Raw genomic sequence first — 24,152 nt, 5'->3', positions numbered from 1 at the left:
TAATAGTTAACGTTAACAATTAAATTGGGATACTATTTAGTTAAAGGTATCTAATATTGGATAAAAAGGGGATTTTTATGTCTACTGCTATTGATAAAGCCAATCAAGCTGTCAAAAATTTAGAAAAAGTAATGAATAAACAATACTATCCTCATTTTCATTTAGCACCAGCCGCAGGTTGGATGAATGATCCTAACGGTTTAATTTATTTTAAAGGCCAATATCATGCTTTTTATCAGCATCACCCTTATGATGAAAACTGGGGACCAATGCATTGGGGACATGTAGTTAGTGATAATTTAGTCACATGGAAAAGGCTACCAATAGCCATTGCTCCTGATCAAGAATTTGATAAATCAGGCTGCTTTTCAGGATCGGCAGTGGATTATAATGGCAAATTATGTTTATTTTATACTGGTCATATTTGGTTAAATGGGCAAGGTAATGATGAGCAAATTGAGCAAACCCAATGCCTTGCAACTAGTAAAGATGGCATTCATTTTGAAAAACAAGGCACCGTACTTACGCCAAAAAGCGGAATTATGCACTTTCGCGATCCTAAAGTGTGGCAACAAGATGGTAAATGGTGGATGGTAGTCGGTCAACGAACCCCACAAGACATCGGGCAAGTTTTGTTATTTCGATCGGATGATCTAAAAAATTGGCAATTTGACCATGTTTTGGTGAGTGATATCGATCCTGATGTTTATATGCTTGAATGCCCTGACTTTTTTCCACTTGGTGATAAATGGATCCTTATGTTTTCGCCACAAGGTATGAAAGCAAAAGGTTATCAATATCGTAATCGCTTTCAATCAGGTTACCTTGTAGGTGATTGGCAACCAGGGCAACAATTCTCAATGATTAAACCTTTTCAAGAAATGGATTTTGGCCATGATTTTTATGCACCTCAATCATTTCTTGCTGCTGATGGTCGGCGCTTAATTTTTGCTTGGATGGATATGTGGGAATCAATTATGCCAAGTAAAAAAGATAAATGGGCTGGAGCATTTACCCTTCCCCGTGAGCTCATTTTAGATCAAGATAATAAAGTCAGAAATCGTCCCATCAAAGAGCTTGAAGCATTACGAGAAAAGCCAAAATTATTTGAGGAATTAACCCTTACTAATGAGCTTAAAAATACTAATATTGAATCTATTAGCTGCGAGCTTAACGTTGAATTTGATTTGACGCAAAGCACGGCTGAACGATTTGGCTTACAGCTAGCAGCAACGAAAGACGGTAAACAAGCGACATTATTATATGTTGATCTACAATCTAAGCGGATTGTACTTGATCGTAGTTTATCGGGGCTTGAATTAAAAGGTTATCGTAGCGTACCATTACCAAAAAAACAAAAATTAACTTTGCATGTATATGTTGATGCTTCATCTGTTGAAGTTTTTATTAATGGTGATTTATATAGCTTTTCAAGCCGTATCTATCCTAAGTTACCAGCAGAGCGAATTGTCAATCTATTTGCTGAAAATGGTAGTGCTAAAATCACCAATCTAGAAAGTTGGCAGTTAAAATCTATTTATGCGTAATGCCTATTCACTGCCAATTGGCAGTGAAGTTTGGCTTTGAAAACTGAGCTTTTTATTGAGAAGTTTTAAATGTTGTGCGATAAATGGCTTTTTAGGTAACATAATTGATCATACAATTTGTGTCATAAGTTTATTATTACTCCATACCACATAATCGCACAATAAATGATAATGTAGAGCCATCAACGCAGACCATTATTTTTAATGGTTATTAAATGTTTGCTTAGCATCGGGTTTATCATAAACGCCAAAATGATCAACTATTGTACTGCTAGCTTTATTCAACCCTAAAACTTCTACGTGTGCACCTTCTTTGCGGAATTTAATCACAACCTTATCTAAGGCTGCTACAGCCGTTATATCCCAAAAATGCGCTTGGGTAAGATCTATTGTTACCTTTTGCACAGCCTCTTTTAAATCAAATGAACTAATAAATTTTGCAGAAGAGGCAAAAAATACTTGTCCATATACTTTATAAATACATTGCTGTTTAACTGGTTGCTCCTTTTTAATTTGCAAATAATGGGCAACTTTATTGGCATAAAACAATGATGCTAGTAATACTCCCGTAAATACGCCGTAAGCAAGATTATGGGAAAATACGACGACAATGACTGTTGCAAGCATAACAATATTGGTTGAAAGTGGGTACGATTTAAGGTTTTTTATCGAGTCCCAGTTAAAGGTGCCAATTGAAACCATGATCATGACAGCAACTAATGCCGCCATGGGTATTTGGCTCACCCAGTCTTGCAAAAAAACAACTAATAATAAAAGTATAGATCCTGCTATCAATGAGGATAAACGCGTTCGCCCTCCTGACTTCATATTCACCATTGATTGACCAATCATAGCGCAACCAGCCATACCACCAAAAAAGCCGGCGATAATATTGGCGATACCTTGCCCTTTGCACTCTCGGTTTTTATCACTTGGTGTATCGGTTATATCATCCACAATGGTTGCGGTCATCATCGACTCCAATAATCCCACAATTGCTAATGAAATTGAGTAAGGCAGAATAACCAATAATGTATCAAGATTAAAAGGCACATTAGGGAGCAAAAAGGTAGGTAAGCTCGTAGGGAGTGCTCCCATATTACCAACGGTTCTTATATCCATCCCAAAATATATGTAGATACCCGTAAGGATAAGAATACAGAGTAACGGTGATGGCAAAATTTTTCCTATTTTAGGGACATAAGGGAAGAGATAAATAATAGCAAGCCCTGCAATAGTCATCATATAGACATGCCATGTTACATTGGTCAGTTCAGGAAGTTGTGCTAGAAATATTAAGATCGCTAATGCATTAACAAAGCCGGTTACTACTGAGCGTGATACAAAACGCATTAAATTTCCTAATTTAACAAAACCTGCAATAATCTGAAAAATACCGCATAGTATGGTTGCAGCTAGTAAATATTCAATCCCATGTGCTTTAACCAGACTTGCAACTAATAATGCCATTGCACCAGTAGCCGCAGAGATCATTCCAGGACGGCCACCCACAAAAGCGGTAATAACCGCTATACAAAAAGCAGCATATAATCCCACCTTGGGATCAACACCTGCAATAATTGAAAAAGCAATTGCTTCAGGAATAAGGGCAAGAGCTACAACGATACCTGATAAGACATCGTTTCTGATATTTGAAAACCATTCTTGACGTAAAGATTGCATTGAATTTTACCACCACTGAAAAAACAAAAGAAAATTACAGCGTGAAGCAATGCGTTAGAAAATTGTCAAAATTTGATAGGGAAGCCTGACTTCTGTGCATCACGCGAGTAATTATAATTATTATTGATAAGAACAACTCGCAATAAACTACACAGCTATACTCCAAAATGAAATTTATTTTTTCATAATAATAAAACTTAACTAGTTGTACAAGGTTAATTTCTTAACTATAGTTAAATATTATAATATCTTAAAGGGGTTAAAGTGCGATAACATTAGTAATGCCTAACCTAAATAGAATAAATGTAATCTGTTGGGTTTTCACCCAAATATTAGTCTATGCTGACCTTAGCAAATGGCTCTTTTTGGTAATACAATTGTTCATATTCTTGTGGCAATATTCAACCACTAGTTAGTAAGATATAGACCTACTTAATTATCAATTGATTGACGTATATTTATGTTTGACAATAACATGATATGAATGATGGGTATTTTTACGTATTACACGCTAAATGATAAATACCGCATTACTCGTTTTAATAGTCTTTAATTTTTCTTATAAAGATTGTCTTTCTAAATAAGGTGATGCTACAGGTATTATTTCATTTTGGTTTTTGCCATCAATAATATGTAAAGCTGCTTGTTCACCAATCTCATAATGAGGCAATTGGACTGTTGTCAATGGCGGATAAAATAGCTCGCCAGTACCCACCATATTGTCGTAACCTAGCACCGCAACATCATTTGGAATATGAAAACCCCGACCAAGTAAAAATTGATAAGCGACAAAAGCGATCCGATCGTTACCACAAATTAATACATCAAAATCTGGTTTTTTATTACAATGTTGTTTCAATATATCAATTGTCACCATATATTCTTGAGCTAGGTTAGCTGACAAAATTGATGTGTGATAACTGGTAATATCATCCAAATTGTTACCTGCATCAATCCATGCTTGTTCGGCTGCTGTGCGCCTAGTTTTTCCTGCTAGCGTTTTTTCTGATAAATAGATACATAATGGTTTTTTATAACCTTTCTTTATTACCTGTTGCATGGCTTGATATTGACCTAAATAGTCATCAGGAATATAGCAAGCTAACTTTTTTGAATCCGTTATACAGTTGGCTAATACAACATTTTTATCTAATAGCTTTTCAGGAAGTTCAACTTTTCTTAGTCCCATTGTGGTATAGATGATACCGTTAGGGCGATACGATAGCAGGGTATTGATGGCATGATCGGCATCTTTATCATCAAATAAATTAACAATAAAGGTATTCCAACCGTGATTTTGTGCGGTTTTTTCTATGGCTTGTAGTAATTCTACTGAAAATGGCGTCATGGCGGTTTCTAATGCTAATACACCAATAGCACAAGGTCCTGAACTATCACCGCGAATTTTTCTTGCCGATAAATCAGGAACATAATTAAGTTGTTCAATAGCTTGTTTAACGCGTTTATAAGTCTTTTTATTTAATTTTTCAGGATTATTTATTGCGCGTGAAACAGTCATTAATGAAACCGATGCTAGTTTCGCAACATCCTTAAGAGAAGCCATTGTTATATCCTTTTGTTCAATAAGATAAAAAATAGTTATTAGCCATTACTCATGCATGATGATAGCACAAATTTAAACGAGAAAAAGTGTGAGGAAAATAACATTTATGATAATTGGTTCTATCCATTTCGTCTGAAATATGCCCATAATGTTAACATTAACATGTTAACGTTAAACCTACCTAAACTTCAACAACATAAGAGTAATAAACATGAATATGATACAAAATAGAAATTATTGGTTCTCATCTGGCTACCTTATTACTTTTTACGCGGCATGGTCGCTTTGGTGGTCTTTTTATGCAATTTGGTTACAAAAAAAAATTGGGTTATCGGGTGAACAGTTAGGTATTGTTTATGCGGCTAACTCTGCTGCTGCAATGTTTTTCATGATTTTCTACGGCATTATTCAAGATAAATTACAAATAGGAAAAGCGGTAGTGACCTTTCAAAGTATCATTATGGTACTGATTGGACCGTTCTTAATTTATGTGTATGAACCTTTATTGCGACATGATTTTATTTGGGGAGTTTGTCTCGGTGCACCTGTTTTAAGTGCTAGCTTTATTTCAGGCAGTGCTTTGATTGATTCTTTTATCGAACGTATTAGTCGATTATTTGGATTTGAATTTGGTTCTGCGCGGTTTTGGGGATCATTTGGTTATGCGGCGGCAACCTTTGTTGCAGGTATTTTATTTGGTATTGATCCCCATATTAATTTTTGGATGGCATCGGGTGTTGCTGTTATCTTTTTGACTATTAACATTATTTTTAAACCCAAAAATGGTCAAATGCCAACGGCTCATAATAAAAATATTGCAGCAGAAAAAATATCAACCATACCAACAATGGGTGAAATTTTTTCACTATTTGGATTGAAAAAGTTTTGGTTGTTTGTTCTTTTTGTTATCGGTACTTATAGTTTTTATACTATTTATGATCAGCAATTATTTCCGAATTTTTATACGAGCTTTTTTGAAAAATCAGAAGATGGTTATCAAATCTATGGCTATTTAAATTCATTTCAAGTCTTTTTAGAAGCAACTTGTATGATTATAGCGCCTTATTTTATTAACAAAATGGGGGCTAAAAAATCATTGTTAGTTGCAGCGTTAGTTATGATTTGCCGAATTGGGTTATCGGCAACATTAGATAATATTTACCTAATTTCATTTGTTAAACTATTTCATGCGATTGAAATTCCATTATTTATTTTAGCCATGTTTAAATATATCGTAAGCCATTTTGACGCTCGATTATCCGCTACGCTTTATTTAGTTGGTTTTAATATTTCATCAAACCTTGGCGTTATTGTACTATCATGGCTAGTGGGTAAATTATTTGATAATACTGGCTATGCGACAACATTTTATGTGCTTTCTGGTGTTGTTTTACTTACTTCAGTAATAGCAATATTTACTTTAAGTGATGATAAGAAAGCGAACTGCGACTAGTTGGGGTATTCATTAAAAAATGGAAACATACGTTGCCATTTGACTTTTTAATGATGCCAGCTTAATACAGTACTTGCTTCCAAGGTAAGTTTGCGAAACAATGTTAGCAATTTTAGTTAATGTGTATAGGAACTTGTTGTGAACGATGCAAAGATTGTTGTTAAACCCGAAATGTTATGGCAAACCATTCGACAAGAAGCCTCAGCATTAGTTGAAAGCGAACCGATGCTAGCTAGTTATTTCCACGCAACTTTACTAAACCATGAAAAGCTAGGGGATGCTTTAAGTTATATTTTAGCCAATAAGCTTGTTTCTCAGGTTATGCCTGCTATTGAAATTCGTGAAATTGCTCGGCAGGCGTACGAAGCAGATGAAAGCATTATTCAATCAGCTATAAATGATATTATCGCTGTCTATATTCGCGATCCTGCAACTAATTATTACTCAACACCACTACTTTATTATAAAGGCTTTTTATCATTACAAGCTTATCGGATTGCTCACTGGCTTTGGATGCAAGATCGTAAATCACTAGCCATTTTTTTACAAAGCCAGATTGCGATAGTGTTTGGTGTTGATATTCATCCCGCAGCTCAAATTGGTTGTGGCGTGATGTTTGATCATGCGACAGGAATTGTGGTTGGTGAAACAGTGGTGATTGAGAATGATGTTTCTATCTTACAATCAGTAACATTAGGCGGAACAGGTAAACAAAACGGTGATCGTCACCCCAAAATACGCGAAGGGGTAATGATTGGGGCACATTCAACAATTTTAGGTAATATTGAGATAGGTAAAGGTGCTAAAATTGGTGCTGGCTCTGTGGTGTTGGATCCTGTGCCACAACATACAACCGTTGCTGGTGTGCCAGCGAAAGTGGTTGGTTGCCCTGATTGTGAAAAACCAGCTTTAAATATGGATCAAGATATTTAATTGCTATTAACTAATGTAAAAACTCCGTTGATATCTATCAACGGAGCTTTAGTAAATTACTTAGTATTAAGATTTACATCCATTGTTGGATATGGAATATTAATGTTGTTTTCTGTTAGCGCATTTTTGATATTTTCAAGTAACTCCCCTTTTACTGAACCGTAATTTTCATTTAATGTCCAAACTAATACATTAAAATTCATTGAGGAAGCATCTAAGACATCTAACCGGATGGTTGGCTCTTTGCTGGTTAATATATTACTGGTTTTATCAACCGCTTGTTTTAACACTTGGTATACTTTTTGAATATCTGAGTTATAGCCTACATTGATCACTAAATCTAAACGCCTTTCAGGTAAGCGTGTATAGTTAATAATATTGGCACTGACAACCTGACTATTAGGGATCACAACTAGTTCATTGGTAGGGGTAACAATAGATGTTGAAAATATCTGTATGGAATCAATAACACCTTGCTGGCTATTGATGACTACTGTTTCACCGACTTTAAATGGTCGAAAAATAATTAAAATAACGCCTGCTGCAAAGTTAGATAGCGAGCCTTGTAATGCCAAACCAATAGCTAAACCAGCAGCACCAATAACAGCGACAATCGAAGCGGTTTGTACGCCCAATTGACCTAAAACGGCAACTAATGTCATTACCATAAAGGCATAGTACGACAAAGCGCTGACAAATTTAACTACCGTCGGATCAACGTGGCGATTTAATAATATTCGTTTTAATTGCTTGCTAATAAATTTAGCGATAGTTCTACCAATAATAAAAATAATAATAGCAAAGCAAAAATGTGCAATATAGCTAAAAACCACTCCATCGTACCTTTTGATAAACGAAATGGCATGATTTGAAAAATCTTCAAAATTCATCGTATTATCCTCAGTAATCGGTAATAAAAATTTTTAACAAGGTATTGGTTTACCAAATTGATTAAACCAATTGTTTGGCTAATAAAGCCCAACGTGTGTCAAAATTAGTTGTTGGTAGATATTTAAAGCCTGAACGAGAATATCGTGCCATCATGCCCTCACAAAAAGCTAACAATTGGCTAGATAAAATACGCTCATCTGTTATGAATGCAACTCCTTCACGAATTTTTCGCTCACGTAGAACTTGTTTGATTTGGGTTTCAATGCGTTCAAATAGCTGGCTAATACGTTCTTGTAATTGTTCTTGCTCAAACATTAATGCGTGGCCAGTCATAATTCTGGTTAATCCTGGATTTTTTTCAGAAAAACCTAATATCAACGCAAGAATAAGCTGTAAGCGAGTAAATGTAGCAGATTGTTCTTGTATAATCACATTAATACGAGATAACAAGATATCTTCAATATAGACAATTAAGCTTTCAAACATTTTTGTTTTGCTTGGAAAATGTCGATATAGCGCAGCTTCAGAGACACCTACCATTGCGGCTAATTTAGCTGTTGTGATTCTCTGAGTCCCTTCATTGGATTCGAGCATCGTTGCCAATGCTTGTAATATGTCTTCTTTGCGATTTTTATTTTTGCTACTCACGATCATTTTTTACCCGAATGTCCAAATCCACCTTCACCGCGTGCTGACTCAATAAATTCATCAACAATATTAAATTCTGCTTGCACAACTGGAACGATAATTAATTGGGCAATTCTATCACCTGCTTCAATCACAAAAGGCGTTTGGCTACGGTTCCAAACAGGAACAAATAGCTGACCTTGATAATCAGAATCGATTAAACCAACCAAATTACCAAGCACAATACCATTTTTTGAACCAAGTCCTGATCGAGGCAATACTAATGCAGCCAAGCTAGGATCAGCAATATGCATTGATAGCCCCGTAGGTGTTAAGATGGTTTCGCCTGGTTTTATTTCAGTTGTTTTATCAAACATCGCTCGTAAATCAATACCCGCAGATCCTTCCGTTGCATAGGTAGGTAGTGGAAATTCATTCCCCAGTCGTTTGTCTAATACTTTTATATCAATTTTTCTTTTCATCATGACTCGCTTTATATCGTGTTATAACAGCTTGAAGTAACTGTGTTGCTAATTGTTGTTTACTGCTTAATGGTAACGTTTGCTTACCACTTTGCCAATATAGTGTTAATGAATTTTGATCGGAATTAAAGCCAATAGTTTTATCTGAAACATCATTAGCACAAATTAAATCTAAGTTTTTATCGATTAATTTTTTTATTGCATAAGCTTTAACATCATTGGTTTCAGCAGCAAATCCAACAACAAAAGGCCGATGGCTTTTTAGTGCTGCTACACTTGCAACAATATCGGGATTTTTAACTAATTTAATAGTAAGTTCATCGTTATCGCTTATTTTTTTGATTTTTTGCGTTGCAATTGTTTTAGCATGATAATCAGCAACAGCGGCGCAAGAAATAAAAATAGTTGATTTTTGCGCGTGATTTAGTGCTTCATCGTACATCTGTCTAGCGCTTTTAACGTCAATTCGGTTGACATTATTTGGTGTATTTAAATGAACCGGTCCACTAATTAACGTCACTGTTGCACCCATTTGTGCCGCCGCGTTTGCAATAGCAAAGCCCATTTTTCCTGAGCTGTAATTACTAATGTAACGAACAGGATCAATCTCTTCAATGGTTGGACCTGCTGTAATTGTAATAGACAAACCTGAAAGCACCGACTTTTTAGAAAAAAAGTGAGCAATTTCTTCAACAATAGTATGCGGTTCAAGCATTCGGCCTGGACCGATATCTCCGCAGGCTTGATATCCATTATCAGGGCCTAAAATTAGGGTATTTCTTGATGCTAATACTGATAAATTATGTTGAGTTGCTGCGGCTTTATACATTTGTTGATTCATCGCAGGTGCAATAGCAATCGGTGCAGAGCTTGCTAAGCAAATGGTAGAAAGCAGATCATCGGCAATTCCATTTGCCATTTTGGCAATTATATTTGCTGTAGCGGGAGCAATTAGGACAAAATCAGCCCATTTTGCGAGTTCAATGTGGCTCATAGAAAGCTCAGCTGAAGGATCAAATAGATCACTTGATACCGGATTGCCAGATACGGCTTGTAGGGTCATTTTGGTGACAAAATGGCTAGCCGAATCAGTTAAAACGACATGCACTTGCGCACCAGCTTTCTTTAAATGGCGAACAAGATCAGGGCATTTATAAGCAGCAATGCCACCTGTAATTCCTAATAAAATACGTTTACCAGATAAACTCATGAGAAGCTTCCTTCACACCTAAAATGAAAGCGCTATATTACCACAATTAAATTAGATAATAAGTAGCTCTTTTGCGTTGGCTAATGTTGCATCTGTAATTTTATCGCCACCTAATAATCTCGCTAACTCATTTAACCGTCCATCATTGTCTAATTTTTGCATATCTGTGGACGTTTTTTTGCTATTAGTTTGTTTACTAACAAAGTAATGCTGATTAGCTTGCCCTGCTACTTGTGGTAAGTGCGTAACGGTAATAACTTGCGTTGATTGCCCTAGCTCTCTTAATAGCTGCCCTACTTTGGCGGCAGTTGGGCCGCTGATACCGACATCAATTTCATCAAAGATTAACGCAGGCGTATCCATTTTTTTGGCCGTTAACACTTGAATTGCTAAAGCAATACGGGATAATTCGCCACCCGATGCGACTTTAGCCAGCGGTTGTGGATTTTGACCGGCATTAGTACTGACTAAAAATGTTACTTGATCAGCCCCATCGCTGTTTAATCGATTTTCGTTAAAAGCAATATCTATACTTAATTGTCCATTTGGCATAGATAATTCATGCATCGTTGCGGTCACGTTTTTCGCTAACGTTTTACTGATTGTTAAGCGTTTTTGGTGTAATTTAGCCGCAATTTCAATAGCAATTTGATGATATTTTTTTATATCTGTTTTCAGTTGCTCGCTTTGCTCATCTTGTTGATTAATTTGTTTAAATTCAGCTAACAAATTTTGATGTAATTCGGGTAGAGTTTCGGGAGATACATGATGTTTGCGAGCTAAAGCAATTTGCTTTGAAATTCGCTGTTCAAGTTGCATGGCGCGAGCAGGATCGAGTTCTAAACGCTCGCTATAGTGGCGCAGTTCATCACTTGCCTCTTTAATTTGGATAGAGGCTTCTTCTAACATGTTATAAACGCTATTTAAGAAAGGGTCGAGTTCAGCTAGTTCTTGAACGCTATTTTTTACGCTACTTAGTAAATTATTAACATTATAATCATCAGTTTCATCTAATAGCATGACTGATTGTTGACTAAGGTTAATTAATTGTTCACTGTTTGATAATCGCTTGTACTCTTCGTCAATTTGTTGATATTCTCCTTCAATTGGCGAAAACTCATTAAGTTCTTTTAACTGATATTGCAAAAGTTGCATATGTGCGTCACGTTCTTGCCGTGAAGCTTCGTATTGTTGGTAAGTACGCACTGCATCTTTCCATTGCTTATAAGCTTGATGCATCTGTGTTAGCAGTGTTGGCTCATTCATATAATGATTTAGTAACAACTGTTGATAGTCACTGCGCAAAAGCCTTTGATGTTCATGTTGGCCATGAATTTGAATGAGCATCTGCCCCAAATCTTTTAATTGCGAAATCGGTACTGCACGACCATTAATAAAAGCCTTAGAACGTCCATCTTGATTAATAACGCGCCGTAAAATACATTCATTGCCTTCATCAAGTTGGTTTTCACTGAGCCAAGCAAAAGCAGCAGGTGTATCATCAAGTACAAAACTTGCAGAAATATCAACGCGATCTGCACCATAGCGAATCGATGAGGCATCGGAACGATTGCCTAAACATAATCCCAATGCATCAATGGCAATCGACTTCCCTGCACCCGTTTCACCGGTAATAGCGGTCATACCCGAAGTAAAATCGACAAGAAGCTGATCCACAATAGCAAAATTATTAATAGTTAGTTGAGTTATCATAATAAATTAATACATAAGGCTAGTTATAATATTGGCAGTATAGCAGTAAAAATACTGTAAATAAATACAGGTGATTGTTTTTATTTTTTTGGGGAGAGCTTGTGCTCAAGTATAGGGATATTGATAAAATTATTTTGTAGTATGAATATTAATAATAATGATTAGATGCAACTCAAAAAAATGAATTAGCTGAGATTGAGCATCAATTACGGTAAGTTGAGTGTAAAGGGATAATTGATTCTAAATTATGATTTATTTATTATTCTTAGATAAAATTTAAATAAAGAGAAATAAAATGGGATTACCAAAAGAATTTAGGACTGAACAAATATTGGCATTGGAAAATGAGTTTAAAGAATTTGAAGTTGAGTTATTAGAAAATTTAACTAATGAAGACTTTAGAATATTAGGTATGTATATACAAACTTACAATTTTATTGATTTAAACATTAGGCGTTGTTTTAATATATTAAAAGAAAAAGGAATTTTAATTACAAGTCAAAAAGAATTACATATTATTCCTAATTTAGTTAATAAAATTATATCTTGTCTTTCAGAATTAAACCTAAGCTATGAACAAAGAAAAGAAGTAGAAGAGAAACTTGAAGAAATCATAGAAATATTTTTGCTCATTTTGCTGCAAAAAGAATTCCTAATCAAGATGCAATAGTTTTTATGACAAATGCTCCAAGAGACATGAAAAAGATATTCAAACAAATAAGTCCCTCTGATGCGATTTTTTATGCTATATATGATATTGCTGATATTAAGAGGGTTAGTTAAACGCATATTATCGTATGAAAATTGGTTAGCTGAATTTACTTCAATGATTATTAAAATATAAGCCTCTATTTATAGGGTGAATTTTTACTTTGTTCCCACTATCACCTTAACGGTGTACTCTCTAAAATCTTTTTTATATTCTAAACAGCCAACTTTTTATATACAAATCTATTCAACAAAATGGTACAACACTTAAGAATTTTACCATGATAAGCCAACATAATACCTGTTCATATGTTAAATTATATTTTGGTAAAAATATTCAGGATTCTATACCGTTTAATAATGCATCATCACACTAAATGATTTATTTAAACTAAATTTACATGACAGCCATGCCTGATTATTTATCAACAAAATGAACAAATTTCCCCCTAAAATTACCTTTTCCTAAAATCACTGTAAAATGCTTTATAAAACACTATTTCAAAAATAAAAGATAAAAAGTTAATTGATTTATTTTAAATAACCACAAAAAATTATTAAAATAGCTTTTTTAGTCAACCAATCCTATTTATTCTTCTTTTATCACAAATTGCTGCGCAGTATAATTTGATGACTTATTCTTTTAATTATGGGAAAACACAATATGTTCGGCAATAAAACAAATCGCCAAGTAATTATTGGGACAACTATCATTGGTGGCTTTTTCAGTTCATTAGTAAAATGGGGTTCAGAGGTTAATATGCCTCCTCGCTTGCCAGGTGAAATATCGCCACCAGCAGCGCACATTGATGCATGGCTTGGTTGGGTAGGCATTAATTCTCATTCACTGGATTATATTTATCAAGGCGCAAGTGTTTTAGGGGCGGTAACACTTTATCACTGGCTATTTAGTTTCGCTTTTGCCTTTGTTTATGTTGCTGGCGCATATTATTGTAATAAAATCCGCTTATGGTATGGTGCATTATATGGCATTATTATAACTGTTGTTATGCATGGTTTTTTAATTCCGTTACTTGGCTTTCGCCATCCTGCTTATGATGCTGAAGGAACTGTGGGTTGGTTATGGAATTTAAATGGTTATGAGCTTTGGAGTGAAATTCTAGGCCATATTTATTGGGGTGCATCAATCGAAGTGTGTATGATTGCGGTATTAGCCCATTTTTCAAGACCAATTCATGGTAAGTGGCGTCAATAATTGATTTAAATTTAGATTAGTTCATGTTAGATCCTGCTATTTAGTTATAGTGGGATTTTTTATTCTATTTGATATAGAAAAAAACTATATCAATCAATAAAAAACTAGAATTATTCAATATCATTTTTTTTTGTTATCTTTTTATCACTAAAGAAAATAAAAATGGATAAAAAGGAAATAAACATGAATACTGCTGTTATTGGATATCCTCGAGTTGGTAAGCTTCGTGAACTTAAATTTGCAACAGAAGCTTATTTCAAAGGTAATAAAACTCAAGCTGAATTATTAAATGAAGCCAAAGCGCTACGAGCCGAGCATTTAAAACAACAAGCCGATCAAAAAATAGCTTTCATCTCATCTAATGACTTTTCATTTTATGATGCGGTATTAGATACAGCATGTTTACTTAATGTCATTCCAAAACGTTACCAAGATTTAGGCTTACCTGAACTTGACCGCTATTTTGCCATGGCGCGTGGTTATCAAGGTGAAAAAGGTGATGTACGTGCGCTTGCTATGAAAAAATGGTTTAATACCAATTACCACTACTTAGTGCCCGAAATTGAAGATTCAGTAGAAATTAAATTAGCTGGTACTAAACCTTTTGATGAATATCAAGAAGCCAAAGCGTTAGGCGTACAAACCAAACCAGTGGTGATCGGTGCATTAACCTTTTTTAAATTAGCTCAGTATTTAGGTAATAAACAGCTTGTTGATTTTAAAGCTGATATTATTAAAGCTTATCAAGACATCATCCAAAAATTTACTGCACTTGGTGCTGAGTGGATCCAAATTGATGAACCCATTTTAGTGACAGATCTGAATAAGGACGATATTGCGCTATTTGCAGAGCTTTATCAGGCCATTTTATCGGTTAAAGGGCAAACCAAGATTGTTCTACAAACCTATTTTGGTGATGTACGTGACTGTTATAAAGAGCTTGTTGCTTTACCTTTTGATGGTATTGGCCTTGATTTTGTGGAAGGCAAGCAATCATTAACATTGCTTGAAAATAATGGTTTCCCATCAGATAAAATATTATTTGCAGGTGTTGTAAACGGGAAAAATATTTGGAAAAATAATTATTCAAAAACCTTGGCATTACTTGGTAAAATCAAACAAAAAGCAACCAATATTGTTATTAATACCTCATGTTCACTATTGCATGTGCCTTATACCCTGCAAAATGAAACTAAATTAACGATTCAACAACGTGCATATTTTGCTTTTGCACAAGAAAAGCTACAAGAACTTGCTGAACTTGGTCAGCTATTTAATGAGGCAAAACCAGATAGCCATGCAGCTTATAAAGCTAATCAGACACTATTTACGCGTGAACGCGAAGGCGCAAATCAAACTGTTCGACAAAAAGTTGCTGCATTAAAAGAGTCTGATTTTACTCGCTTGCCTGAATTTTCGGTGCGTGAAGCAGCACAGAAAAAAGCCTTTAATTTACCATTATTGCCAACAACCACAATTGGTTCATTCCCGCAAACGCCTGATGTACGTTTAAACCGTGCTAAATTCAAAAAAGGGGAAATTTGTTTGAATGAATACACTGAGTTTAATCAACAAAAAATTGCTGAATGCATTAAATTACAAGAAGAAATTGGCATTGATGTGTTAGTGCATGGTGAATTTGAACGTAATGACATGGTCGAATATTTTGGTGAAAGTTTAAATGGCTTTGTCTTTACTGAAAAAGCATGGGTACAATCTTACGGTACACGGTGTGTTAAGCCACCGATTGTTTGGGGAGATATTTCACGTTCTAAGCCAATTACCGTTGAATATTCAAAATATGCTCAAAGCTTGACGGATAAGCCTGTTAAAGGCATGTTAACAGGGCCGGTGACTATTCTAAATTGGTCATTCCCACGTGAAGATATTTCCCAAAAAGAATCGGTGTATCAAATAGCATTAGCAATTGGTGATGAGGTTTTAGATCTTGAAGCGGCTGGCATTAAAATCATCCAAATTGACGAAGCCGCTTTAAAAGAAAAATTACCACTGCGTAAAGCGGATTGGAATAGTGAATATCTTGATTGGGCGATTCCGTCATTTAGATTAGTACATAGCAAAGTTCAAGCTGATACCCAAATTCATACCCACATGTGTTATAGCGAATTTGCCGACATCATTAAAGATATTGATGCAATGGATGCTGATGTTATCTCGTTTGAAGCGTCTCGTTCTAATCTACAGTTAATTGATGTGCTTAAAGCTAATCATTTTAAAACTGAAGTTGGACCTGGTGTTTACGATATTCATTCGCCACGTGTTCCACCTGTGGCTGAAATTAAAGCAACTATTGAAAAATTATTGGCAAAAATTGATAAGCAAAAATTATGGATTAATCCAGACTGTGGTTTAAAAACACGCGGTGAAAAAGAAGTGGTAGAAAGCTTACAGCACCTTGTTCAAGCCACATTAGAAGTAAGAAAAACGCTTAATTAGTGACTATTTTTTACAACGTTGCAGGACTCTTTTGTTAAGACCTAGTACTTTGTTAAACCTTACATTACCGCCGCCTATGTTAGGCGGCGAAATGTCAATAAGGATAATTAGTGACATAACCAATGGATGAGACAAATGAAAACAAATCTACTCTTTAATCAAAAAACAGTGTTCTCCTTTGAAGTTTTTCCACCTAAAAAAACATCGCCTTTAGAAACCATTTATAGCACATTACGTGAACTTGGTTATTTTAAACCTGATTTTATCAGTGTCACCTATGGCGCGGGTGGGAGTTTAAATGGTCAAACCACTATCGATATTGCTCATTCGGTCAAACATACTTATGGGATTGAGAGTGTCGCTCACTTACCTGGGATTAATTTCAGTAAAACCGAGATGCAGAAAATCCTTCACGATCTTAAATGTGCCGGTATTGATAACGTGCTAGCTTTGCGTGGTGACATCAGCCCAAATGTACAGCCTAAAGATGATTTTCGATATGCCAGTGAGCTGGTGAGTTTTATTAAAGAAAGTGGTGATTTTAATATCGTTGGCGCATGCTACCCAGAAGGTCACCTTGAAGCTTCAACATTAAAACAAGATCTAATCCACTTAAAAGAAAAAGTGAATGCAGGTACTGATCAACTAATTTCACAGCTCTTTTTTGATAATGATTATTTTTATGCTTTTTTAGATAAAGCACGTGATATGGGCGTTAATGTGCCGATCGAAGCTGGAATTATGCCAGTAACCAATAAAAATCAAATTGAGCGTATGGTCTCAATGTGCGGTGTAAACCTACCGAAGAAGTTTAAACAGATGATGGAAAAATATGAACATCATCCAGATGCATTTCGTGATGCGGGTATTGCTTATGCTATTGATCAAATAGTTGATTTGGTTTCGCAAAACGTTGATGGTGTTCATTTATATACGATGAATAATAGTTATATTGCTAGACGCATTAGCGAAGCGGTAGCAACGTTATTAGCCGTGCCGAAATTAAAATAGTGTTTGTTTTAAGAAAGATGATTGATAAGTTTGGTAGAATTGGTTGCGGGGGCTGGATTTGAACCAACGACCTTCGGGTTATGAGCCCGACGAGCTACCAAGCTGCTCCACCCCGCGTCAAAGAGGTAGCTATATTATAATAATAAAATAAAAAAGCAATACCCTTTTAACTCAAAAGTCCTATTTTTAAACAAAAATAACAATATAATCACTTACATTGTTAAAATATGGCTATAACTTAAAATATCTTTACATTGACTAACCCATATAGCTTTTGTATGGTTATCAATAATTGATTTTAATTGAAAGCTAATTTATTTCAGGCCATTTATTCTAAACAAGGAGCGATTGTAGCCCATGAAACAAGTTGGAAAAAAGAAAATGATTTTCTTTTTTAGTCCTGACAATTATTTATCTCAATGGTACCCTTGCCATTTTGTCATTGATAACATTACATTTACTAGTGCAGAGCAGTGGATGATGTATGCTAAAGCATTGTTATTTCAAGATATAGAAAGTGCCAATGCCATTTTATCTATCACTTCCTCGAAAATGCAAAAGCAGCTCGGGCAAGCTGTGCGTAATTTTGATGAAACGATATGGAATAACCATAAGAAAGAAATTGTTTTTAAAGGTAATTATGCAAAGTTTTCTCAAAATGCGGAGCTTAAAAAATCGTTATTATCCACCAAAGATAAAGTTTTAGCAGAAGCCAGCCCTTATGATAAAGTTTGGGGAATCGGTTTAAGTATGGATGATGAAATGCGATTTAATATGGCCAAATGGCGAGGAAAAAACTTATTAGGTGAAGTTTTGATGGCCGTGCGTAAGGCATTAAAAGAACAATCTACATTAAGTTAATAAACAAGGCGGACTTATTTTTTTAGGTATATTTTTCCCAATAAGTAGGTTTGTATACTCAAATACCATATTACCTGAAGCCTTATCGACAATAATTTACCGCTTTTTCACTAAAGTCTAAAAAAATTATTCTCACTTGGTAGGGCAATTTACCTTAGGCAACACTTTACGAGAGTATCGATAAAATGACCCAAAGGGATCCTCTCGATCCCTTTGGGTTATGGCTCTGGGTTAATGTGTTTCACTAAACGCTAAAAACGAGATACAACGCTAAACAATAAAGAGGTTGCAAAGGGTTAAAAATTTTTCTGAGTTATGCAACTAGCTATTGTTTAACATAAGCATCTATAACTAATCAAAAAACTTAATCATACTATTTTAGTGTGATTATTCAGTAACAATGGTAAAGCGCTGTTTAATATGTTTAGCGTTTTCTGCTTCATCAATCATTGCAATGGCGTAATCGGCATAGCTAATTTGGCTTTGACCTTTATTATTGAATAACACTTGCTCTCCGCCAGCTTTATAATGACCTGTTCTTGCTCCATCGGCAATAAACTCTATAGCAGGGCTTAAATAAGTCCATTGCACATCATCACATTTTCTAAGTTCATCAAGCGCTTTAGCCATATTAGTCGCTAATGGTTTAAATTGATCAGGAAATTCAGGTGTATCGACCAAACGCATAGTATTTTCTGGATTAACGTATAAGCTTCCTGCGCCGCCTACAATTAATAATCGATTAGGTCTATTTTTTAAAATATTAGTAAGGTGTTTTAAGCTAGTTTGATGTAATGGCAATGATTCTGGAGTCCATGTGGCAAAAGCATCGACAATCACATCAAAAGGCTTTAAATCTTCATAAGTCAGATCAAACAGATCTTTAACTAATACTTTTGCTTTTGGATCGACGTGAGAAGTTGATTTACGTACAATCGCCGTGACATCATGCCCACGTGAAAGCGCTTCTTTAACAATTAATGAGCCTGATTTACCACTTGCACCAATGACAGCAATTTTCATATTTCACTCCTTTTAATGTTTAAATAATTAACATCAACGACATTCAATAACCTAATATTTTCGTTCAATAAATCATAAAGAATGAACGCTAAACGCTAATAATAATTAGCATGATATAGCTTGATTTCAGGTTAACCTTTAAACTTTCTACTGTAAAGTAGGTACTAAATAGTGCTATAGTTACTTTTATGAAACTATTATTGAATTTAAACAATTAAATAATGATAAAATTAAGTGAAGCGTTGCCAATTTGTCCTGTTGAAACCACATTAATGTTAATGGGTGACAAATGGAAAATATTAATTGTGCGTGATTTACTTACGGGCACCAAACGCTTTGGTGAACTAAAAAAATCCCTTACTGGCATATCACAAAAAGTCTTAACTCAGCATTTACGCGCTATGGAAAAAAGTGGCCTATTAACTCGTCAAGTGTATGCCGAGGTTCCACCAAGGGTTGAATATACGTTAACCGAGGTTGGGCAAAGCCTAAAACAGGTGCATGATGCCATGTTAGCGTGGGGAAAGGCTTACAAATTAAGAGCGGATGAGTAACCTTTTACCCATCCTTAAATTAATCATGATTAGCTGTCAAATTCTTCACAGCCAAAATAAAACTCATCTGATTTAACATTTTTGTCACGACCGATAAGAATGATACTAGGAAAAGGATTTTCTTCCGTGACTGGGGCAGTATATTGATAATATTGACCTATATCTCCCCAAGATATTTCTTTTTTTAAATCGGCAGGGATTGGGATTGCTGCCATTGATTTGGCAAATGTATCTATATCACCTTTAGCAATCGCATAAAAGTATGAACCACTATCGCCTTGATATTTAATCTGTGACACAGTGGTATTCATTATTTCCAGCGGTTTAGCAAAGTGATACTCTAAATTAATCAGTCCATCTTCTTCTAAATTTTTTACGGTAATGTTTTGCTCGCTGAGTTGTTTAACCACTTTTGCATCACGACCATCAATTGGCGCAACGTTGCATAATAAAGCCGCTTTAAATTGTGACTCAATGGTATTATTTGTTTCGGTCGCTAATGCATATGTTGAAAAGCCGAAAATAAGTAGTGAACTGCATAAAAGTCTGTATGACACTGTTATCTTTTCCTTTTTAAAATCATTATTTCATATTATAAATAACAATAATTGTATTGAATAGCGCTTATCAAAATTTCGTGAAATAAAGTTATTTTAATACCAATGGGTAAATGGTCGATATAATATGACATCCTATAGCAGATATGTGATTGGCAATGTATTAGGATGCATAATTTTATAGCCTAATTTAATCAATTTCTTTTGCCTAGCAACAAGATCATTTTATATAAAACAATTCAACCCAATATGCATGCACAACTCTTTTAAATCATTAATAGATTTATTAAAAATCATCTACTTTTTTATTATTTAACTATTTGATTATGTATTTTAAAAACATAAATAACTTTATAACAATAGTCAGCAAAAAATTATCAACATTCTATTTTTGGTTAACAATAAATTAGTTTAAAATATACATAAAAATAAATAACATAATCAGAAAGGAAAGCAATTGGACGGGACAAAAACATATTGGTTTTTGAGTGCTAGCTATAATGGCAAAGATCAAACTGATCGCTTTATTAGTGCAGGCATTTGGGAAAGTGGTTATAACGATAAATATTTAAAGCTAGTGCGTTCTATTGCGGTTGGTGACCAAATTGCCATCAAATCAACTTATACGGAAAAGCACAATTTACCCTTTGATAATAAAGGCTTTAATGTTTCTGTTATGAAAATTAAGGCTATTGGGGTTGTAACAAAGAACCACGGCGATGGTAAATTATTGGAAGTCAATTGGCAACGAACTGATTTAAATAAAAAGTGGTATTTTTACACTAATGTCGCTGTCATTTGGCAAGTTAAAGCTGATAATTGGTTTTCTGAACAATTAATTAATTTTACTTTTGATGATAAGCCACAAGATATTGACGTGTTCCGTAATGCTCCTTATTGGCGTTCACGGTATGGGGATATTAATAGTAACGATGTTAATAGTAATAACTATGCTGACAATATGAACGAATCAAGTAATGATACTTGGAAAGATATTGTATTAAGTCGTGTTAAACAATTATGTTATCAGAAAAATGATAATATATTTACTCGATCGGAATTTCTTGATCATTATAAAGAAGAAATTCAGCAATTATTTCCTAATAATAAAACGATAAAATCAAGCATTGATAATAGGCTTCAAGAACTGAGAAATGATAATATTTTGTTATTTTTGGGAAATGGAAAATACCAATTACTAGAGATAGATGCAAGTTATCTAGAGAAAGACTGTTCAGATAATCAAGACATGACTGAGCCAGTAATAATGAAGCAATCTTATACCTTAGATGATTTAATCAATGAGGGATGTTTTGTCGATAAACAACAGTTACAATCCATTTTAATCAGTTTAAGAGCGAAAAAAAATATTATTTTACAAGGCCCACCAGGTACTGGTAAAACGTGGTTGGCTAAACGTTTAGCTAATGTAATGGTTGGCTATAAAGATTCAAATAATATCAAAGCAATTCAATTTCACCCTAATATGTCTTATGAGGATTTTGTTCGCGGTTATCGCCCAACAAGTGATGGTAAGTTAGCACTGATTGATGGTCCTTTTTTAGAAATAATCAATCAAGCCAAAAACGATCCCCAGGTAAATTATGTGATTGTGATCGAAGAAATTAACCGAGGCAATCCGGCACAAATTTTTGGTGAAATGTTAACGCTACTTGAGGCTGATAAACGAAATCCAAATGAGGCATTAGAATTAACATACCAACACCAAAATGAAAAAGGCGTATTTATTCCCGCCAATCTCTATGTTATCGGTACTATGAATATTGCCGATCGTTCGTTAGCGATGCTTGATTTTGCTTTACGCCGTCGTTTTGCCTTTTATCATTTAAGTCCTCATTTTGGTGAAAATTGGCTCAACTATATGCAAGAAAAACACGCCTTTTCACCGAAACAATTACAAGATATAAAGCACCGTATAGAGGCATTAAATCAATATATCAGTAATGATAGTACACTCGGCAAGGCATTTACCATTGGGCATAGCTATTTTACCTGTTCTAACCAAAAAATGACTGCGCAAGATTGGTTTAAGCATATTGTTCGTTCAGAAATCGAGCCTCTATTAGAAGAGTATTGGTTTGGCGAGCCTGAAAAATTTAGCGATGCGATGAATATATTATTAGGTAATGCACAATAATGGCCACGATAAATAATCATCCGCTATTAACCAATACGACCGTTGCCAAAATACCAATTAGAAACATATGGCTACTTTTGCTCTATGCTTCTGATTATTATAAAACTGTAGGGAAAAAGCAGAGAATAGAGCTAGAAAATAACCCAGAGGAATTAATAACGCTCGCTGCCAAACTATATTGTCAGGTAGCAAATAAATGGTTAATACATCACCTTGCCGCAGATTACCAGCTCACAACAAAATCACTTAATCGTGTCAGAGGAAAAATAGAGGTTTTAACTACTCAGCGTAAGCAATTATTGGCAAAGGGTAAAATTCAATGTCGATATGATGATTTAACGATTGATACCCCTAAAAATCGCTATATTCATGCTGCGGCTCATCTATTAGTAAAACAATTGACGGATACGAGCTTAATTGAACAATGTAGAAAAATCATTCATCAATTTACTGCGTTGAAGATTGGTCAAACAACGCATTATTGCTATGAAAAGGAGCGTTTTAACCATGCAAATCTTAAAGATAATACTTTAATCTCTTTAGCAAAACTGATTTTTAGCTTGTCAATTCCCACTCAATTCCAAGGATTACATACCATTGAACAACTAAAAAAAACCGATCATTGGTTACGCGAATTATTTGAAAAAGCGATAATTGGTTTTTATCGGGTAAATTTAGATCCTCAACAATGGATCATTCATGCTGGCAAAAAACTAAACTGGCAATATACCAACGCAACCGAGAATATAAAACGTTATTTACCAACAATGAAAACTGATTTAATCATCGAAAATCGCAGTCAGAATCAACGGTTGGTTATTGATACTAAATGTACCTCAATTTTGAAAAAATCGCGTTTTAGAACACATTCATTAAGTAGCCATCATCTTTATCAATTGTATGCTTATCTAAGAAGTCAGGAAAAACAGAGTGATTCATTATCTATTTCTGCTTCGGGAATGCTGTTATATCCAACAGTTGGAGTGACGATTAATGAAAGTATGCTGATTCAAGGACATAAGTTAGCATTTTGTACTATTGATTTAACCCAAGATAATACAAAAATCAAAGAGAGCTTATTGGCATTATTAAATGATTTTTTACCTTACTAGCTTAAATTGGATGCTGTGATAATTTTTGCTAAAAAACCAAACAGTCAAAATGGAAAACCTAAATATCATATTGAAACAGGGTTTAATCTGAAAGTTCATTTCTGAAAGATTATTGATAATAATTTCAAGATATTGTGAAAGGAAACAACTTGAAATCTAACAGTACTACCGACAGCATCCACCTTATAACTGCTTGATTTCACTTAAAAATGTAAAATAAAAACTTCAATAAAATCAATGGCTTTTCTGAACGATTTTTATATAGAAATGCAATGAAATTTTTCATCTTTTTTGTTTTAGTCATTAACTGTGTCACTAGTTTATCAAGTTGATATCAACAATCTAAAATCGCTATTTATTCTAAAATAGATTAGTATGATTTTATTGATTTT

General features: G+C 34.5%; 20 protein-coding genes and 1 tRNA gene. 11 read left to right on the top strand and 10 right to left on the bottom strand.

From position 1 onward, the window contains the following. Nucleotides 1-77: 77 nt before the first annotated feature. Entirely contained in the window at nt 78-1,547 is a 1,470-nt protein-coding gene (locus A9G45_RS01490) for a glycoside hydrolase family 32 protein (protein WP_065566146.1), read from the top strand. Between the two features lie 201 nt (nt 1,548-1,748). Here A9G45_RS01490 and A9G45_RS01485 read toward each other — a convergent pair whose 3' ends face one another. After that, entirely contained in the window at nt 1,749-3,230 is a 1,482-nt protein-coding gene (locus A9G45_RS01485) for a SulP family inorganic anion transporter (RefSeq protein WP_065566145.1), read from the bottom strand. 559 nt (nt 3,231-3,789) lie between these two features. Then, entirely contained in the window at nt 3,790-4,794 is a 1,005-nt protein-coding gene (locus A9G45_RS01480; RefSeq protein ID WP_065566144.1) for a LacI family DNA-binding transcriptional regulator, read from the bottom strand. Nucleotides 4,795-5,005: 211 nt separating this feature from the next. On the opposite strand from A9G45_RS01480, the gene A9G45_RS01470 reads away from it, so the two are divergent. Both A9G45_RS01470 and cysE read left to right on the top strand, forming a co-directional pair. Then, entirely contained in the window at nt 5,006-6,247 is a 1,242-nt protein-coding gene (locus tag A9G45_RS01470; protein WP_065566142.1) for an oligosaccharide MFS transporter, read from the top strand. 171 nt (nt 6,248-6,418) lie between these two features. Continuing rightward, a complete protein-coding gene (gene cysE, locus A9G45_RS01465) occupies nt 6,419-7,180 on the top strand; it encodes a serine O-acetyltransferase (RefSeq protein WP_065566160.1) in 762 nt (253 codons plus the stop codon). A gap of 56 nt (nt 7,181-7,236) precedes the next feature. On the opposite strand, the gene A9G45_RS01460 is transcribed toward cysE, so the two are convergent. From A9G45_RS01460 to recN, 5 genes are all read right to left on the bottom strand, one after another. Next, nucleotides 7,237-8,070, bottom strand: a complete 834-nt coding sequence (locus tag A9G45_RS01460; protein ID WP_065566141.1) for a mechanosensitive ion channel domain-containing protein — start codon at nt 8,068-8,070, stop codon at nt 7,237-7,239. 61 nt (nt 8,071-8,131) lie between these two features. After that, complete coding sequence (slmA, locus tag A9G45_RS01455; RefSeq protein WP_065566140.1) at nt 8,132-8,725, bottom strand: nucleoid occlusion factor SlmA; 594 nt, start codon at nt 8,723-8,725, stop codon at nt 8,132-8,134. After that, nucleotides 8,722-9,180, bottom strand: a complete 459-nt coding sequence (dut, locus tag A9G45_RS01450; RefSeq protein ID WP_065566139.1) for a dUTP diphosphatase — start codon at nt 9,178-9,180, stop codon at nt 8,722-8,724. Before dut ends, slmA begins: the two co-directional genes overlap by 4 nt. Further along, nucleotides 9,164-10,390 (bottom strand): bifunctional phosphopantothenoylcysteine decarboxylase/phosphopantothenate--cysteine ligase CoaBC, encoded by a 1,227-nt coding sequence (coaBC, locus tag A9G45_RS01445; RefSeq protein ID WP_065566138.1) that lies wholly within the window; start codon nt 10,388-10,390, stop codon nt 9,164-9,166. The genes dut and coaBC overlap by 17 nt, the downstream gene beginning before the upstream one ends. A 51-nt stretch (nt 10,391-10,441) precedes the next feature. After that, on the bottom strand, nt 10,442-12,103 hold the full coding sequence (gene recN, locus A9G45_RS01440; RefSeq protein WP_065566137.1) for a DNA repair protein RecN: 1,662 nt from the start codon (nt 12,101-12,103) through the stop codon (nt 10,442-10,444). A 295-nt stretch (nt 12,104-12,398) separates the two neighbouring features. Between recN and A9G45_RS01435 the strand changes: the two genes are divergently transcribed. The 4 genes from A9G45_RS01435 (at nt 12,399) to metF (ending at nt 17,495) form a co-directional block, all read left to right on the top strand. Next, entirely contained in the window at nt 12,399-12,773 is a 375-nt protein-coding gene (locus A9G45_RS01435; protein WP_065566136.1) for a hypothetical protein, read from the top strand. A gap of 702 nt (nt 12,774-13,475) precedes the next feature. Continuing rightward, entirely contained in the window at nt 13,476-14,027 is a 552-nt protein-coding gene (locus A9G45_RS01430; RefSeq protein WP_176701587.1) for a YagU family protein, read from the top strand. A 183-nt stretch (nt 14,028-14,210) separates the two neighbouring features. Next, nucleotides 14,211-16,484 carry a 5-methyltetrahydropteroyltriglutamate--homocysteine S-methyltransferase gene (gene metE, locus A9G45_RS01425; RefSeq protein WP_065566134.1) on the top strand — a complete coding sequence of 758 codons (2,274 nt, stop codon included), beginning with the start codon at nt 14,211-14,213 and terminating at the stop codon, nt 16,482-16,484. 135 nt (nt 16,485-16,619) lie between these two features. Beyond that, a complete protein-coding gene (metF, locus tag A9G45_RS01420; protein ID WP_065566133.1) occupies nt 16,620-17,495 on the top strand; it encodes a methylenetetrahydrofolate reductase [NAD(P)H] in 876 nt (291 codons plus the stop codon). Between the two features lie 40 nt (nt 17,496-17,535). Here metF and A9G45_RS01415 read toward each other — a convergent pair. Next, nucleotides 17,536-17,612, bottom strand: a tRNA-Met gene (locus A9G45_RS01415). Between the two features lie 240 nt (nt 17,613-17,852). Between A9G45_RS01415 and A9G45_RS01410 the strand changes: the two genes are divergently transcribed. Further along, the gene (locus A9G45_RS01410; protein ID WP_065566132.1) at nt 17,853-18,356 is read left to right on the top strand and encodes an NADAR family protein; all 504 of its coding nucleotides are present in this window, start codon (nt 17,853-17,855) and stop codon (nt 18,354-18,356) included. Nucleotides 18,357-18,743: 387 nt separating this feature from the next. On the opposite strand, the gene A9G45_RS01405 is transcribed toward A9G45_RS01410, so the two are convergent. Beyond that, complete coding sequence (locus tag A9G45_RS01405; RefSeq protein ID WP_065566131.1) at nt 18,744-19,379, bottom strand: NAD(P)-dependent oxidoreductase; 636 nt, start codon at nt 19,377-19,379, stop codon at nt 18,744-18,746. A 221-nt stretch (nt 19,380-19,600) separates the two neighbouring features. On the opposite strand from A9G45_RS01405, the gene A9G45_RS01400 reads away from it, so the two are divergent. After that, a complete protein-coding gene (locus tag A9G45_RS01400) occupies nt 19,601-19,933 on the top strand; it encodes a winged helix-turn-helix transcriptional regulator (protein ID WP_065566130.1) in 333 nt (110 codons plus the stop codon). A 29-nt stretch (nt 19,934-19,962) separates the two neighbouring features. On the opposite strand, the gene A9G45_RS01395 is transcribed toward A9G45_RS01400, so the two are convergent. Then, nucleotides 19,963-20,490: a hypothetical protein gene (locus tag A9G45_RS01395; protein WP_065566129.1), complete on the bottom strand. Its 528-nt coding sequence runs from the start codon at nt 20,488-20,490 to the stop codon at nt 19,963-19,965. 457 nt (nt 20,491-20,947) lie between these two features. Here A9G45_RS01395 and A9G45_RS01390 point away from each other — a divergent pair, with 457 nt between their 5' ends. Both A9G45_RS01390 and A9G45_RS01385 read left to right on the top strand, forming a co-directional pair. Next, on the top strand, nt 20,948-22,648 hold the full coding sequence (locus A9G45_RS01390) for an AAA family ATPase (RefSeq protein ID WP_065566128.1): 1,701 nt from the start codon (nt 20,948-20,950) through the stop codon (nt 22,646-22,648). Continuing rightward, nucleotides 22,648-23,760, top strand: coding sequence for a 5-methylcytosine restriction system specificity protein McrC (locus A9G45_RS01385; protein ID WP_065566127.1), 1,113 nt, complete (start codon nt 22,648-22,650; stop codon nt 23,758-23,760). The genes A9G45_RS01390 and A9G45_RS01385 overlap by 1 nt, the downstream gene beginning before the upstream one ends. Nucleotides 23,761-24,152 lie beyond the last annotated feature (392 nt).

The organism is Gilliamella sp. HK2 (genome assembly GCF_001690265.1).
Lineage (GTDB): Bacteria > Pseudomonadota > Gammaproteobacteria > Enterobacterales > Orbaceae > Gilliamella > Gilliamella apicola_C.
The sequence above is the reverse complement of the archived record's forward strand: the minus strand, read 5'-3'. Positions and strand labels throughout refer to the sequence as shown.